This window comes from Paenibacillus nanensis (assembly GCF_003583765.1).
Lineage (GTDB): Bacteria > Bacillota > Bacilli > Paenibacillales > Paenibacillaceae > Pristimantibacillus > Pristimantibacillus nanensis.
In genome coordinates this window covers 596767-611657 of the sequence record NZ_QXQA01000001.1, presented here as the reverse complement: position 1 = coordinate 611657, position 14891 = coordinate 596767, and the positions used below count along the sequence as shown (strand labels likewise).

Below are 14891 nucleotides of genomic sequence, written 5' to 3'. Positions count from 1 at the left end.
GGCTATATAGGCGAGATTTCTACGCTTGCTCCATTCAAAATCTTCACGCCTTCTCCTTTCGCTTCCAGTTGTTTGAAATCCTCCATTAATTGCAGCAGTGCGGCATCTTTATTTTTTGCCTCGAGCATGCAGTCGAGATGTCCGGTTTCGCGGGCAGCCCTTTGCAGAAATCGAAGCAGCGGCTCAGGCTCCACATTGTCGGCATGGCCGCGGGGATCCGTCGCGCTTTTTGGACTGGAAGCATGAATCTTCGGAGGAAGCTCGGATTCCGTAAGTCCGAGACGCTCTCTCTCCTTCCTCCATGTTCCGGCGATTCGAGGCCATACGTCCGCAAGCAGCTCGTCCTCCTCCAATTCGCCCGGATTAACTGCATGATGATGAATATCAAGCACCATCGGCACGGACACGGTTTCCGCTGCCGCGAGCGTCTCTATCACATTAAAGGTTTTGTCGTCATTTTCTAGCGTTACCCGGTGCCTGCACCGGTCTGGAAGCGCGCCGAATTGTTCGACGAAGCGTTCGCCCGCCGCTTCCTTATTGCCGTAAGCACCGCCCATATGAATATTGTTTTTCGATCTCTCGTCAAGCTCCATCAACTCCAGCATCCGCACATGATGCTCCAAATCCTTTATCGAATTTTTGAGCACTTCGGGCCGCGGGGTGCTGAAAACGCAGAAGTGATCGGGATGGAACGACGTTCGAATCCCGCTCTGCGTCGCATAGTGCCCGACCTCGCGAAACGCGCCGGACAAAGCCGTGGCTTTATACGGATCCCAGTCTTGAAGAGCTTCATGTGTAGCAAGCGGAATCAGCTTGGATGAAAAGCGGTACATGGCAATATCATGAGCTTTGCTGTGCTTCAAGATGCGCAGCGTGTTTTTTAAATTTTCTTCTGCGATACGTTCCAGCTTTCGAATAGCGGCTTCCCGATCATCCAGCTTGGAGAACGCTGTAAACGTCATCGTCTTTGACGGAGACGCATTCTCCAGAAGCAGGCTCATCGCGACAAAGCCGAATCTGACGATCATTCGATTAATTTCGCTCCCCAAAAAACATTTCGTAGGCCAGCGCGGTTTGCACCCTCGCTTCCTCGTCCGTTAATTTGCGGATCAGCTCCATCTCCACCTGCGTCACTTCTTCGCCTTGGAAGTTAATTTCCGCAATGGACGCGGAAATGCGCACAATGGCAATCGCTTCGTTGTTCGGCGTATACGCGATCACTTTCTGACCGGTCGGATATACGCGAAATCCGCTCTTCACCATTTTGCCCTTCCCGTATTCCAGTAATTCATACAGCTCTTGCTCGGATTTGAATTTGCAGACCGAATTAAATTCCGTTTGAAATCCCATGCTTCAACCCATCCTTCCTTGTAAATGAAGCCGCGCAACCTGCTCCACTTGCGGAGCGCCGCGCGGCATATTTTTTTGCATTTGAGCTGTCTTAGAGAGACTCCCCGGTATAGTCGATTCGCTGCTTTTCCTTATGCCTTTCAAGCGCCAGGCGTATTAAGGTTTTTAGCAGTTCCTTGTACGGCACGCCTGTTTCGCGCCAAAGCAGCGGATACATGCTGAAAGGCGTAAAGCCGGGCAGCGTATTCACTTCATTGATCAACAGCCGATTATCTTCCTTCCGAAGGAAGAAATCGACGCGGGAAAGCCCAGAGCCGTCAATGGCCAAAAACGCGCGAATCGCCATTTCACGGGCGGCATCCGCCGTTTCTTCGGGAAGCTCGGCCGGTATGATCATCGTGGACTTGCCGTCGATATATTTTGCCTTGTAGTCGTAAAACTCATTGGACGGCGCGATTTCTCCCGGAACCGAAGCGATCGGCTCGTCATTGCCCAGAACGCTGACCTCGATCTCCCGCGCATCGATAAACTCCTCGACAATTACCTTACGGTCAAAGCGGAAAGCGTAATTAATGGCATCGATCAGCTCCTCGCGGTTTCTCGCTTTGGAGACGCCTACGCTTGAGCCTAAATTCGCAGGCTTGATGAAGCATGGATAACCAAGCGACACTTCGCATTCCATGATGAAATAGTTCGGATCCTTCTCCCACTGCGTCCGGTTAAAATAGCGGAACACGCATTGCGGAAGCCCCTCCTGCGCGAATACCTTTTTCATCATGATCTTGTCCATGCCTACGGCCGATGCAAGCACGCCTGCACCGACATAAGGGATGTTCGCCATCTCGAACAATCCTTGGATCGTGCCGTCTTCCCCGAAGGTGCCGTGAAGCAGCGGGAACATCACGTCGACCGCTTCTCCCTGCGTCTGATCGATGACGGCGGGTTGTCCGCTAATCGTCGCTTCGCCGGTCTTCTTCACAGACTTGCTGTCGAGCGCGCTGAACAGCGGCGACAGCGCGGTTGTCGATGTTCCGCCCGACTCCGATCCATAACGAAGAGCCTCCACGCTCTCAGGCGGAGCAAGGAGCACGTCGCCGCTTTTCCACTCGCCTTGTTTCGAAATATAAAAAGGCTTGATTTCGTATTCGCTGTAATCGAATTCGCGCATAACCGCAAATGCCGTCTGCAGCGACACTTCATGCTCGCCGGACTTTCCTCCGTACACAAGCCCTACTCTTACTTTGGTTCCCATAGTTATCCTCCGGTATGATGTAATTTCCCTTCCAGGCATGCCTAAAGCAGATCCTCTATATGAAAAAAACGATAGCGTGTTGCTTTCGTCCATGCGTAAGAATCCCGGTAATCCCAGAATCGGTGTCTGCTGGCTACCGTATTGGCATTAACTAGCGGCTGACCGGCCGAATCAAAGGCTGTGACGATCGTACTGTGCTCAAACCGTCCGTCTCCGTTCCAGTCGTATGTAATAACGTCGCCAAGCTGAAGCTCGCCTGCCGTCTCCGTCTCGAAAGCGCGAAGGCCGGATTTGCGGGCTGCGGATAAATATTGCGTTAAAGAATTGGATACAGCCCAGCTGTAGCTCCACCATTCCTGGCCGCCGTTCCTTCCTTTATACCACCAGCCGTTGCCCCTTTTACCAGTATAGTTCATAGGGGCATTGCCTGCAAAGATGCATTGAGATACGTAATTCGTGCAGTTGACCTCGAACAGCTCATACGCGGGGTTTCCTTCATTCCACCAGCGGTCCGCATACGCCGCAGCCAAATCTCTCCTGTAACGAATACCCTTCACCCGGTTTTTGAATCCCGGCATTAGGTCATAATTTAAGTAAGGCAGCGAAGGCATGATGTAGATTTCTTCGCCCGGAGCTTCTTCCGGCTCCGGCGTCCGCTGAAATACGGAAGCGCCGTAACGCGGCCTCCGCTCCGCGATGACCGGCTCAATCTGCAGCACTTCCCAATGAGGTCCCGAAGAAGCAAGCCATAATCGTTCGTATTCATAACGCTCTTCCGTGTAGAAGCGTCCGCCCTGCTCCATCCTTCTTTTAATATGGAGCCTCAGCAGCACAGACACTTCGCTGGCGGATTCATTCACCCGCACGAGCTCGGCTTTCGTCTCGCTGCCGGCAGGGAGCGCGCCGCGGTACAGATCCCGCTCCCGAAGCCTCTCGAGACGCAGGCGAAGCCGGTCGCCGTGAATCGGATCGGCGACAAAGTCGGTTAACACGCGCGAATGCTGCTCCGTCTCCGCCTGATTGTATAAATTGATGTATTGTTGAATGGAGCTTCTCCAATTCCGGTTGAGAATAGCACCTCGCGTTCCGGCAATATCAGAGGATTGGAGCAGCGAGCTCAGCTTCGGTTTGTGGGGCTCACTGCTCCTCTCTTGCCTATCTTCCTTATCGTTCAACCGGATGTCGGCAGGCGAAATCGTCTTTTTAAGGCGTTCCGAGGAGGCCGATGGCGATTTGCCGTTTTTTCTCGTTTTTTTATCGTCGCGTCTCGCGCGCCCGCCTGCGGGCATTCGGTTACCAGATTTAGACATCTCGAGCCCTCCCGATCCAGATTAAATTATGCCGTATTTTTCCAACCAATACCGTAACAGAGTTTGACTGCTTCATTATATGAACGCCCTGCCGTATTCATGTAACATTTTCATTTCGTAATTGCCGATAACGGCGGTATTTAGCTAGAAATTGGTCACAATTGGTCTTTACGTAAAGCCCTATTTAAAGCTATACTAGAGACATAAGCTTTTTTGAAATTATGTTTCATCTAGTGAAACAACAATAACGATGTGAAGAGGAGAATAGCGAATGTCAAAACAAAACGAGTATTCTGTTCGCGCAACGCTGGAATCCGGCGGCAAGCAGTACGCTTATTACCGTCTTGGCGGACTTGAAGAGCAAGGTCTTGGCGACATCTCCAAGCTGCCTTTCTCGATTAAAGTGCTGCTTGAAGCGGCTGTGCGCCAATTCGACGGACGCGCGATTACGAAAGAACATGTGAAGCAATTGGCGAACTGGGCAAAAGGACGCGAGGACAAAGAGATTCCTTTTATCCCTGCCCGTATCGTTCTTCAAGACTTCACCGGCGTACCTGTAGTCGTTGACCTCGCGGCTATGCGCGATACCGTGAAGAAAGCAGGCGGCGATCCTAAAAAAATCAATCCGCTTGTGCCTGTCGACCTTGTTATCGACCACTCGGTCATGGTTGACGCTTTCGGCAGCCCGGAAGCTTTGGAATACAATACGAAAGTGGAATTCGAGCGCAACGAAGAGCGTTACCGCTTCCTGCGCTGGGCGCAAACGGCGTTCGATAACTTCCGCGCTGTTCCTCCGGGAACAGGTATCGTTCACCAAGTGAACCTGGAGTATTTGGCATCCGTAGCGGCTACCAAAACGGTTGACGGCGAAACCGTTGTCTACCCGGACTCCCTCGTAGGTACAGACTCCCATACAACGATGATCAACGGTCTTGGCGTTGTTGGCTGGGGCGTCGGCGGCATCGAGGCGGAAGCCGGCATGCTGGGTCAACCTTTGTATTTCGTCATGCCGGAAGTTATCGGCTTTAAACTGACAGGCAGCCTGGCGGAAGGCGCGACAGCGACCGACCTTGCCCTGACTGTCACTCAAATGCTTCGTAAAAAAGGCGTTGTCGGCAAGTTCGTCGAGTTCTTCGGCCCTGGCTTGTCCAACATCAGCCTGGCTGACCGCGCAACGGTTGCCAACATGGCACCGGAATACGGCGCAACAATCGGCTTCTTCCCAGTGGACCGCGAAACGCTTGATTTCATGCGTCAAACCGGCCGCAAAGAAGAGCAAATTCAGCTTGTTGAAGCTTACTACAAAGCGCAAGATATGTTCCGCACGGACGCTACTCCTGATCCAGTATTCTCCGATATCATCGAGCTGGATCTGTCGACGATCGTTCCTTCCCTTGCCGGTCCTAAGCGTCCGCAAGACCGCGTAGAGCTGACGGCAATGAAGGAATCCTTCAACAGCATCATCCGCACGCCGATCGACAAAGGCGGCTATGGTCTGACAGAGGAAAAAATCGAGCAGGTTGTACCGGTTCAGCATCCGAACGGCGTCGAATCCAAAATGGGTACTGGCGCAGTCGTGATCGCGGCGATTACAAGCTGTACGAACACATCCAACCCAAGCGTTATGCTAGGCGCAGGCCTCGTTGCGAAGAAAGCCGTTGAGCGCGGCCTAGTGAAGCCGGCTTACGTGAAGAGCTCCCTGACACCAGGCTCGCTGGTCGTTACGGAATATTTGAAGAAAGCGAACCTGCTGGAATCGCTTGAAGCTTTGGGCTTCCACGTTGCAGGCTACGGCTGCGCAACTTGTATCGGTAACTCCGGCCCGCTTCCTGACGAAGTAAGCAAGGCGATCGCGGACAACGACATGACGGTAGCGGCTGTATTGTCCGGTAACCGTAACTTCGAAGGACGCGTTCACGCTCAAGTTAAAGCAAACTACCTGGCTTCTCCTCCGCTTGTTGTCGCTTATGCGCTGGCGGGCACGGTTAATATCGACCTGGCCAACGATCCAATCGGCCATGACAAGGACGGTCAGCCGGTTTACCTGAAAGATATTTGGCCAACTAACGCCGAGATCAAAGAAGCTGTAGCTACGGCTCTTAACCCGGAAATGTTCAACGCGAAATACGAAAATGTATTTACGCAGAACGAGCGTTGGAACGCAATCGACGTACCGGAAGGCGAAAGCTACGAGTGGGACGCGAAGTCCACTTATATCCAAAACCCTCCGTTCTTCGAAAACCTCGGCTCCGAAGTGGCCGACATCAAAAACATTCCTGCGGCTAACGTGCTGGCTCTTATGGGCGATTCCGTTACGACGGACCATATCTCCCCTGCGGGCAACATCACGGTTAACAGCCCGGGCGGCAAATACCTGATTGAGAACGGCGTAGAACGCAAGGACTTCAACTCCTACGGCTCCCGCCGCGGTAACCATGAAGTCATGATGCGCGGCACATTCGCGAACATCCGGATCCGCAACCAAGTGGCTCCTGGTACAGAAGGCGGCGTTACAACATACCTGCCGACTGGCGAAGTGATGTCCATCTACGATGCTTCCATGAAGTATCAAGCTGAAGGCAAAAACCTCGTTGTTATCGCCGGCAAAGAATACGGTACTGGAAGCTCCCGCGACTGGGCGGCTAAAGGCACTTATTTGCTGGGCGTTAAAGCGGTTATCGCGGAAAGCTTCGAGCGTATCCACCGCTCCAACTTGGTTGGCATGGGCGTTCTTCCGCTTCAGTTCCAAGAAGGCCAAAGCTGGAAAACTCTTGGCATTACAGGAAGAGAGACATTCGATATTTCGGGTCTTTCCAACGACGTGCAGCCTGGTCAGACGGTTACCGTTAAAGCGACTCGCGAAGACGGCACAACGTTCGAATTCCAAGCGATCGTTCGCCTGGACTCCCTCGTTGACGTAGACTACTACCGCAACGGCGGCATCCTGCAAACGGTGCTTCGTCAAATGATCGCTAACATGTAATAATACAGCTCGCGCGGTCCTAATCGGCCGCGCGGCAAACGAAAAAAGCCCTGAGTTTCAGGGCTTTTTTTACTTCCTCCGAGTTAAGGCGGTGTGGCCGGTTTATTCTCTTCCGGGCCGGCTACCCTGCCGATTTAAGGAGGTATAGCCGCCTTCTTTTATCCGAATTGAGCTCTCTTGCTACTTTAAGGCGGTATGAGCGACTTACATTACTTTAGAAGGACAAGAACGCCGATCTAAGGCGATTAGAACGACTTACATTACTTGAAAAGTCCAGTTTCACCGATTTAAGGCGGTATGAACGACTTACATTACTTAAAAAGTCCAGTTTCACCGATTTAAGGCGGCGTCGCCGACTTGAACCATCTAAAAAATCAATTACGCCGGTTTGCGTCGCCGCGGACTTAAAGCCACTCAATAACAGCTCTAGGCTGTAATAGACGGCTTACTGATACTTGCGTAGAAATCAAGCCAGTAAACCGTAAAAATCGGCTTATTGATGCTTCCACCGCACTCCAGCAACCTGTAAGCCGTATAAATCGGCTTAATGACGCAGGAGTCGCAGCACAGTACTCTGTAAGCCGTATAAATCAGCTTATTGACGCAGGGACCGTGCCACAGTACTCTGTAAGCCGTAAAATTCGGCTTACTGATGCATGCGCCGCAGCCAAGCGCCTGCAAAGCCGCGGCACTCACCAGCCAAGCCCATTAAAAAAACCTTCATGCTCGCTCATCGCGAGTATGAAGGTTTTTCCCATTATGCTATTTCATCATCGTGCCCATCCGTTTCGAGGCTTCCATCATGACCGGCGCATATTCGCGCATCGTTTCCATCGTCAGCCTGCTCGCCGGGCCGGAAACGGACAGCGCTGCCGCAACCTTTCCAAACCGGTCGAAGATCGGCGAGGACAACGCCGCGGCGCCCTCCTCCCGCTCCTCGAAGCTGGTCGCGTAGCCCTGCGTTACAACTTCCTGCAGCTGCTGCTCGTATTGCTTACGGTCGATTGAAGCCGGCCAGGACGGCGATTCCAGAATACTGTCGCGAACTGCGGGCTCCGAGAACGCGATAAGCACCTTGCTGGACGCGCCCGCATAAAGCGGAAGCCGCACGCCAACCGGCGCTACCCGGCGGACAGGCTGATTGCTCTGCACCGCCTGCATCCGGATCCGCTCCGCCCCGTCACGCACATAAATGCTGACGGTTTCGCCAAGCTGGTCTCGCAGCCTTACCATCTCCGGCAGCCATATCGTCGCCTGATCGTCTGTGCGCGACAAATTCGCGGACAGCTCCCAGACCTTAAGTCCCAAATGATAACGGTCCGTTGCCCGGTCCCGCTCGATAAAGCCTTTCTCCTCAAGCGTTGCCAGCATACGGTGAACCGTGCTTTTGTGAAGGCCGACATGCTCGGCGATTTCTGTCATCGCCCAATCCGTCTTCGAAGTAAAGCAAAGCAGAATATCGAGCGCCCGATCAACCGCGCGTACCGTAGACTTTCCTTCTTCCACAGCCGTTCACCTCCCTAATCTCTGTGAAGTCCATCTCTAAACGCTTCCCTAGTCCTTATTCTCTATTATATTCGAGTTTCATCGGCTGAAACCTTTTTTCGAAATGAATGAAATCCATTCTCATTTAGTATACAACATTACAGATCGATTACAAGCCTCTAACAATCCGGCGACACGAATTGACAGGCTCATAGGACTCTACTACCATAAAAATAAGACGAAATATGCAGCGCTTTCAAAACGATAGATGGCTGTAGGAGGGATATCAGGATGACCACCACGACAATCACGACGACACATCCCATGGAGGGGTTATCCCCTCAGCTTCCCGCTTTGCCCGGTCTGCTGCCGGCACCTATTGCTCCCAAAGCAAGAACAACCGGGCAGCGTAAGCATTTGCTTCTCGCGACAATCGCCTCCTTGCTTGCGATGTGTATGATTGCTGTCATTATTTTTCACGGTTATGTCGCATGGCTTCTCGCCTATCCGTATGTTGCGCCGCTGTCCTCGAACCCAAAGGATGCGATCGGCGTCTCTTACGAAGACGTCGTATTCCCAAGCAACAGCGGTGAGACAACGGTGAGCGGCTGGTATGTTCCCGTCGAGCCGGCTGTCGCTTCCGAATCGGTGCGGACCGTCGTGTTCAGCCACGGCTACGGCGCGAATCGGGAAGAAGACTGGGTGCCGATGTACGAACTGACCAAGCTGCTTCACGATTTGAATTATAACGTGCTTTTATTCGACTACGGATACGCTTCCGAGCAATATAAAGCGCCGGCTACCGGAGGCCGTGAGGAGTCTCAACAGCTGCTGGCCGCCATTAACTATGCGAAATCAAGAGGCGCGGAGGATATTGTCGTCTGGGGCTTCTCCATGGGCGCCGGAACGGCTCTGCAGACAGCTCTTCAGACGGATGAAATCGACGCCATGATTTTAGACAGCTTATTTATTCCAAGCTCCGAAGCTCTATTCGATAATTTGAATCAATTTGTGCCGCTGCCAAGATTCCCGTCATTGCCGCTAATCGAGGCGATGATTCCGCTTTGGACGGGAAGCAGCTTCGGCTCGATTCCGGCCGACGAAGTCATTGGAAACGCTTATGACATGCCAATCTATATCATTCACGGAACCAATGATGTCAAAGCGTCTTTCAGCACGGCCGAAGCGATCGCCGACAACCAAACGAACGTATTATCGCGTTCCTGGATTGTCGAGGACGGCCAGCATGAAATGTTATTCCGGATGCATCCGAGAGAATATATTCAGCGAACTGCCCTATTCCTCAGTCAAGTCGACAGCGAGATTCAGGCTGAGCGGGAAGTCTAATGTAACCAAGCTCATCCAATAACAAAGAGCATGCTCCGCGCGGCGTATTCCCCCGCATGAAGCATGCTCTTCTTCTTTACTCTGTTATTGCTTAAGCAGCGCCAAAAATTCCGAACGAAGCGCCTCGCTTGTGCGGAATTCCCCGCGTACGGCCGAAGTAACCGTCTTGCTGCCCGGCTTCTTCACGCCGCGCGCGCACATGCACAAATGCTCGCCTTCCACGACAACCATTACGCCATGCGGCGAAAGCTCGCTTTCAATAATATTGGCAATTTGCGAGGTGATGCGCTCCTGAACCTGAAGACGCCGGGTAACCGCTTCGACGAGCCTCGCAAGCTTGCTCAGCCCGGCAATTTTGCCGCTTGGGATATAGCCGATATGCGCCTTTCCGAAGAACGGCGCCATGTGGTGCTCGCATTGGCTGTAATACACGATATCCCGGACGATTACCAGCTCTTCATGCTGCTCATCGAACGATACGCCAAGCACGTCTTTGGGATCGACTTCATAGCCCGCAAAGATCTCTTCATACATTCGGGTTACGCGAGCAGGCGTCTCTAACAAGCCTTCGCGCTCGACATCCTCGCCGATCAGCTTCAATATTTCTTTGATATGGTATTCGATCTTCTCCCGGTTGTTCGTTACCTTCGAATTGACGTAATCCTTCAAACCCGCCATTCGTATCCGCTCCTTCCGGACCTAACCCCGCTTATTATTTGCGAGGAAACTTTTGATTTTTCATCATATTTTGGGCGCGCGTCATTTGCTGTTTATTTAGGTTATACCCCATTTGCTTTGCCATCCGCTGAATCATTTCCGGATCATTCTGCATTTTTTCGATTTGCTTCCGCAAATAGAAGACGCCCGCAATGAATCCAAGAATCGCGCCGACGATCAACGTCACAATTGGAATTACGATGGTATACCATTCCATTTATTTCACCTGACCCTTTTTGAAAATGAGAAAAATATTACAGCATCACTGTATAATAGCATGTTCGACCCTTGTTCGCAATGAACCGGACAGCCAGGAACGGACTGGCTAAACGAGCCTCCATTCCATCTGCTCAAGATCGAGAAGAGCTACTTTAATCGGAAGCCCGCCGCCGTATCCGACAAGCTGGCCGCCTGCTCCGATCACTCTGTGACAAGGCACAATGACCGGCACCGGGTTGCGGTTATTCGCGCCCCCAACCGCTCTCATAGCGCCGGGCTGTCCGATTGCGAGCGCAATATCCTTGTACGTGCAGGTCTCGCCGTACGGGACCGCGCGGAGCGCCTCCCAAACCTTTAACTGGAACGGCGTGCCCGCCATATGGAGCGGAAGCTCGAAGCTTGTGAGCCTGCGATCGAAATACGCCTGAAGCTGAGCGTACGCTTCCTTCAGAATCGGATGCTCAGCCGCGCCGACCGTCATAAGCTCACCCTGAGAGCCGGCAAGGTGACGCTTCGACCAGCCCTTTAACGTCTCAAGCGATTCATCCAGCCCTCCGAAATGAATGTTGCAGAGCCCCTGATCCGTTGCGGCCAGCACAAGCGGACCGATTATCGAGTCCATCTCTGCCGCGTACACAGCCGTCATCTGACTTCCTCCTCTTTCATGCCGCCTCGCAGCATGTTAAGCGCAAACTCGATTGCGTCGAGCGCCTCCTTGTCCTCTTCCTTCCCCTTCGCTTCATGCAGCGCCTTCTCCGCCTGCTCGCCGCCGATTCTGCCAAGCGCCCATGCCGCTGTTCCGCGCAGCACGGGTCTTGTATCGTTCTCCAGCACGCCGATCAGATCGGGAACCGCGCTTGGGTCCTTGAAGTTGCCAAGCGCGATGACCGCGTTGCGCTGAATCGGCTTTTTGCCTCTCCATGCCCCCGAAGTTCCTCCGAAACGCTCCTTGAATTCGCGGTTGCCGATCGTAAGCAGCGGCGTAAGCAGCGGCTTCGCCAGCTCAGGATCGGGCTGCAGCTCCGGATGCTGCGTCCAGTTCTTGCCCTTATTCGCGGGGCATACGATCTGGCAGGTGTCACAGCCATAAAGACGGTTGCCGATCTTGCGCATAAATTCATCGGACAGCATTTCTTTCGTCTGGGTAAGGAAGGAGACGCATTTCCGCGCGTCCAGCTCGCCCGGTCCGACAAGCGCGCCTGTCGGGCAAGCGTCGATACATTTGTTGCAGCTTCCGCAGCCTTCCGTTACCGGCTCATCCGGAGGCAGCGGCAAATTCGTGATCATCTCGCCAAGGTAGATCCATGAGCCGAGCTCCGGTGAAATAATCGCGCAGTTTTTGGCGCTCCAGCCGATGCCTGCCCGCTCCGCTACCGCTCTGTCAGACAGCTCGCCGGTATCGACCATGCTTTCGGCTCTTAAGTCCGGGACGCGCTCCCTCAGCCATTCCTCCAGCCTTTGCAGCCGGTTCCTCAGCACGCTATGGTAGTCCTGCCCCCAGGAGGTGCGGGCCATTATTCCACGCCTTGCTCCGGGCTCCGACTTCGGCGGGTCGGGCAGCTTAGACGGATGGGCCACGGCGATCGCAATGATGCTCTGCGGCTTGTCGAAGAGCAGCGACGGATCGGTCCGCTTGTCCAGATCCTTCTCCTCGAAGCCCGATTCCCGTCCGAGCTCGCGGTGCCGAATAAGCCGCTGCTTCAGCGTCGTGAACGGCTCCGCGGAAGCGACTCCGATCGCGTCAATGCCAAGCTCCCTAGCGGCTTCCTTCATCTCGCGTTTTAGGTTGTCCCAACGGTCCGTCATCGCCTAAAGCCTCTTTATCGCTTCGCGCGCCAACTCGTCGCAGCGATTGTTCCATTCATTGTCGCTATGTCCCTTTACCTTCACGTATTCGACAGTATGCTTCTTCATCAGCTCCCACAGCTGCTTCCACAGGTCCTGATTCTCAACAGGCTCCTTCTTGCTGTTCTTCCACCCGTTGCGCAGCCAGCCGTGAATCCAGCCGTTCTGAAAGCAATTCACCACATACGCGGAGTCGCTGTACACCTTCACCGTACACGGCTCCTTGAGCAAGCTGAGCGCTTCGATGACGGCCTTAATTTCCATCCGGTTGTTTGTCGTCGCTTTTTCGCCGCCCGAGATCTCTTTCTTATGCTCGCCGTAAAACAGTACGGCCCCCCAGCCTCCCGGACCAGGATTCCCGGAGCAAGCTCCATCCGTATAGATCATTACTTCCTTCATTCTTGCACCTCCGCTCAACGTTTCATTATTATAAAAGCTCAAACTCCCGCATAGGCCAGACGATGAGGTCTGCCCTTCCCGTTATAAGCTCAGCCGGCACGGCTTGAAAGATTCTGCTGTCCAGGCTGGCCAGCAGGTGCCGGTTATCGCCCATTACAAAATAATGGCCGTCCTCGACCACGATCGGCCCATAGCTCGGATCCTCGATTAACGTATCGGTGTAAGGCTCGTCCAAACGCAATCCGTTACGGTACAGCTTTCCGCCTGAAATTTCAATCCGGTCGCCCGGCTCGCCGATAATCCGTTTGACCAAATATTGCTTACCCGCCAGACCGCCGATGGCTCCCTTCAAAATGACAATGTCGCCCGCTCGGGGAGCATGGAACCAATATGCGGTCTTATTGACGAATACCCACTGCTTCTCCCTAAGCGTCGGTTCCATCGAATGGCCTTGCACGGGGGACAGCGTAAAGACAAAGTGAAACAAAAGCAACGCGGCGCCAATCGTAACCGCCGTCGTCTTGAGCCAATTCAGCAGCAGCTGCCCCAGACTCATTCCTCCGACCCGCCCGTGCTCTCCAGCCAGCCCTCATAATAAGCGAAAGCCGCGTCATCCGAGAAAGGCGCGGCGCCTCGTTCGACGCGGTCAAGCAGAGCATTCAGTCCTTCATAGACCTTACTTTGAACAGACTGCGGATAATGATACAGCCTCTTATGCTGCTCGTATTCATCTTGATCGACAATATACCGGTTTCCGTCCGCCGTTCGAATGACGTCCAGATCATAATCGATATACGTCAGCACTCCGCCCTGAAGGTAAGGCGGCGATGCAATGTTGCAATAATACCGTACACCGCTTCCTTCAAGAAGAGCCACAACATTAAACCACTGTCCCGGGATAAAATAAGAAACCGCCGGCACGCGGCTTATCCACTGCTTTCCGTCCGATTCCTGGATAGGTGTCTGCCTATTAATGAGAACGATCATGGATTCCTTCTGATGATCCTCGATTAAAGCGTCGTTTGGCACAAGCCAATTTTGCTGCCACAGCCGATGGAGATGACCGTTATGTTTGAAGCTCTTAATGATGCATTGCTCGTATCGTTCCATGCTGTTCGTGCTCCTCAATTTCCTTATAGTTATAAGAAAAGCATATCTGAGCGCCAAATGCAACGGCGATGCAGATATGCTCCATGTTAAACACGAATTGCCAATAGCTCTCTATATACTAGCCCGTCACGATACTAAGCTTCTGGAAAGCTCTGAAGAAATCCGTCGAAGCGAATCCCATCGCTTCGTATAACGGCAGAACGGGCTCATTGTGCTCGTCGGCCGTTATTAAGATCTTTGTAACGTTTCGCTGCTCGAAGCGTTGACGGAGTGCCGATACAAGCGCTCTCCCTACGCCGCTTCGTTGATGATTCGGAGAAACTGCAATTCGATAGTAATAGCCTTTGTTGTTATCAATCGTTCCGATAATCATACCGACGATTTCGGATTCCTTGACAGCGACCAAAACCAAATCACTATCCCATGACAATTGACGAGCAAATGCTTCCATCGTTTGCTCATAACATTCCGTTGTCAGAACTTCCTCTAGCAGTTCTGTAAGCGGCTTGTAATCAGACAACTGGAAGGAACGTACGTTCATATCCATATACACCTTCTACCATGTCATAGTCTCGTATCTGTATATAATACGACGTAATTATCGCTATTCCTTCTTTTTTCGCAGAAAAATATATAAAAAATTAAACTTATCGACGGTTTTCTCATGAAAACGCTTAATTTTAAGCGCTTTCATCGTTTTTCGTTCTATTTATTTCATTATTCCCGGTTATATTTACTCCTTGTATAAAAAGATTCCAACGGTGAGACGATATGGCTGGTTAAATAAAGAACGTTCATTAAACCCTTTGTAAAGCGCCAGACTTTTTCAACAACAATGTTGATTTATTCCTTCCGATAAGGGATAATGGTTTTG

The 14891-nt window shown here is 52.6% G+C and carries 15 protein-coding genes; 2 read left to right on the top strand and 13 right to left on the bottom strand.

What is annotated here, in order from left to right; genetic code table 11:
* Window positions 1-2 precede the first annotated feature (2 nt).
* The 4 genes from uvsE to D3P08_RS02555 all read right to left on the bottom strand — a co-directional run bounded on the left by uvsE (window position 3) and on the right by D3P08_RS02555 (window position 3912).
* Window positions 3-1028, bottom strand: coding sequence for a UV DNA damage repair endonuclease UvsE (gene uvsE / locus D3P08_RS02570; RefSeq protein WP_119597836.1), 1026 nt, complete (start codon window positions 1026-1028; stop codon window positions 3-5).
* Between the two features lie 4 nt (window positions 1029-1032).
* Complete coding sequence (locus tag D3P08_RS02565) at window positions 1033-1350, bottom strand: hypothetical protein (protein WP_119597835.1); 318 nt, start codon at window positions 1348-1350, stop codon at window positions 1033-1035.
* 91 nt (window positions 1351-1441) lie between these two features.
* Complete coding sequence (locus D3P08_RS02560; RefSeq protein ID WP_119597834.1) at window positions 1442-2602, bottom strand: D-alanine--D-alanine ligase; 1161 nt, start codon at window positions 2600-2602, stop codon at window positions 1442-1444.
* 41 nt (window positions 2603-2643) lie between these two features.
* On the bottom strand, window positions 2644-3912 hold the full coding sequence (locus D3P08_RS02555) for an amidase domain-containing protein (RefSeq protein WP_240647218.1): 1269 nt from the start codon (window positions 3910-3912) through the stop codon (window positions 2644-2646).
* A gap of 271 nt (window positions 3913-4183) precedes the next feature.
* Here D3P08_RS02555 and acnA point away from each other — a divergent pair, with 271 nt between their 5' ends.
* Window positions 4184-6895, top strand: coding sequence for an aconitate hydratase AcnA (gene acnA, locus D3P08_RS02550; RefSeq protein ID WP_119597832.1), 2712 nt, complete (start codon window positions 4184-4186; stop codon window positions 6893-6895).
* A 762-nt stretch (window positions 6896-7657) separates the two neighbouring features.
* Here the strand turns inward: acnA and D3P08_RS02540 are convergent.
* Window positions 7658-8401 carry an IclR family transcriptional regulator gene (locus tag D3P08_RS02540; protein WP_119597830.1) on the bottom strand — a complete coding sequence of 248 codons (744 nt, stop codon included), beginning with the start codon at window positions 8399-8401 and terminating at the stop codon, window positions 7658-7660.
* A 270-nt stretch (window positions 8402-8671) separates the two neighbouring features.
* Here D3P08_RS02540 and D3P08_RS02535 point away from each other — a divergent pair, with 270 nt between their 5' ends.
* On the top strand, window positions 8672-9727 hold the full coding sequence (locus tag D3P08_RS02535; RefSeq protein ID WP_119597829.1) for an alpha/beta hydrolase: 1056 nt from the start codon (window positions 8672-8674) through the stop codon (window positions 9725-9727).
* Between the two features lie 84 nt (window positions 9728-9811).
* Here D3P08_RS02535 and folE read toward each other — a convergent pair whose 3' ends face one another.
* From folE to D3P08_RS02495, 8 genes are all read right to left on the bottom strand, one after another.
* On the bottom strand, window positions 9812-10405 hold the full coding sequence (gene folE, locus D3P08_RS02530) for a GTP cyclohydrolase I FolE (RefSeq protein WP_119597828.1): 594 nt from the start codon (window positions 10403-10405) through the stop codon (window positions 9812-9814).
* A gap of 34 nt (window positions 10406-10439) precedes the next feature.
* The gene (locus tag D3P08_RS02525; RefSeq protein ID WP_119597827.1) at window positions 10440-10661 is read right to left on the bottom strand and encodes a YneF family protein; all 222 of its coding nucleotides are present in this window, start codon (window positions 10659-10661) and stop codon (window positions 10440-10442) included.
* 108 nt (window positions 10662-10769) lie between these two features.
* Window positions 10770-11309 carry a methylated-DNA--[protein]-cysteine S-methyltransferase gene (locus D3P08_RS02520; RefSeq protein WP_119597826.1) on the bottom strand — a complete coding sequence of 180 codons (540 nt, stop codon included), beginning with the start codon at window positions 11307-11309 and terminating at the stop codon, window positions 10770-10772.
* Entirely contained in the window at window positions 11306-12469 is a 1164-nt protein-coding gene (queG, locus tag D3P08_RS02515) for a tRNA epoxyqueuosine(34) reductase QueG (protein WP_119597825.1), read from the bottom strand. Before queG ends, D3P08_RS02520 begins: the two co-directional genes overlap by 4 nt.
* 3 nt (window positions 12470-12472) lie before the next feature.
* The gene (gene rnhA, locus D3P08_RS02510; protein WP_119597824.1) at window positions 12473-12907 is read right to left on the bottom strand and encodes a ribonuclease HI; all 435 of its coding nucleotides are present in this window, start codon (window positions 12905-12907) and stop codon (window positions 12473-12475) included.
* Window positions 12908-12935: 28 nt separating this feature from the next.
* Entirely contained in the window at window positions 12936-13463 is a 528-nt protein-coding gene (gene lepB / locus D3P08_RS02505; protein WP_119597823.1) for a signal peptidase I, read from the bottom strand.
* On the bottom strand, window positions 13460-14017 hold the full coding sequence (locus D3P08_RS02500; RefSeq protein WP_119597822.1) for a DUF402 domain-containing protein: 558 nt from the start codon (window positions 14015-14017) through the stop codon (window positions 13460-13462). Before D3P08_RS02500 ends, lepB begins: the two co-directional genes overlap by 4 nt.
* 118 nt (window positions 14018-14135) lie before the next feature.
* The gene (locus D3P08_RS02495; protein ID WP_119598015.1) at window positions 14136-14558 is read right to left on the bottom strand and encodes a GNAT family N-acetyltransferase; all 423 of its coding nucleotides are present in this window, start codon (window positions 14556-14558) and stop codon (window positions 14136-14138) included.
* Window positions 14559-14891 lie beyond the last annotated feature (333 nt).

Bases quoted from the DNA above. Each gene is read 5' to 3' on its own strand.
- D3P08_RS02500 (WP_119597822.1), bottom strand. From the start codon at position 14,017: ATGGAACGATACGAGCAATGCATCATTAAGAGCTTCAAACATAACGGT.
- queG (WP_119597825.1), bottom strand. From the start codon at position 12,469: ATGACGGACCGTTGGGACAACCTAAAACGCGAGATGAAGGAAGCCGCT.
- rnhA (WP_119597824.1), bottom strand. From the start codon at position 12,907: ATGAAGGAAGTAATGATCTATACGGATGGAGCTTGCTCCGGGAATCCT.
- uvsE (WP_119597836.1), bottom strand. From the start codon at position 1,028: ATGATCGTCAGATTCGGCTTTGTCGCGATGAGCCTGCTTCTGGAGAAT.
- acnA (WP_119597832.1), top strand. From the start codon at position 4,184: ATGTCAAAACAAAACGAGTATTCTGTTCGCGCAACGCTGGAATCCGGC.
- folE (WP_119597828.1), bottom strand. From the start codon at position 10,405: ATGGCGGGTTTGAAGGATTACGTCAATTCGAAGGTAACGAACAACCGG.
- D3P08_RS02555 (WP_240647218.1), bottom strand. From the start codon at position 3,912: ATGTCTAAATCTGGTAACCGAATGCCCGCAGGCGGGCGCGCGAGACGC.
- lepB (WP_119597823.1), bottom strand. From the start codon at position 13,463: ATGAGTCTGGGGCAGCTGCTGCTGAATTGGCTCAAGACGACGGCGGTT.
- D3P08_RS02565 (WP_119597835.1), bottom strand. From the start codon at position 1,350: ATGGGATTTCAAACGGAATTTAATTCGGTCTGCAAATTCAAATCCGAG.
- D3P08_RS02525 (WP_119597827.1), bottom strand. From the start codon at position 10,661: ATGGAATGGTATACCATCGTAATTCCAATTGTGACGTTGATCGTCGGC.
- D3P08_RS02520 (WP_119597826.1), bottom strand. From the start codon at position 11,309: ATGACGGCTGTGTACGCGGCAGAGATGGACTCGATAATCGGTCCGCTT.
- D3P08_RS02560 (WP_119597834.1), bottom strand. From the start codon at position 2,602: ATGGGAACCAAAGTAAGAGTAGGGCTTGTGTACGGAGGAAAGTCCGGC.
- D3P08_RS02535 (WP_119597829.1), top strand. From the start codon at position 8,672: ATGACCACCACGACAATCACGACGACACATCCCATGGAGGGGTTATCC.
- D3P08_RS02495 (WP_119598015.1), bottom strand. From the start codon at position 14,558: ATGAACGTACGTTCCTTCCAGTTGTCTGATTACAAGCCGCTTACAGAA.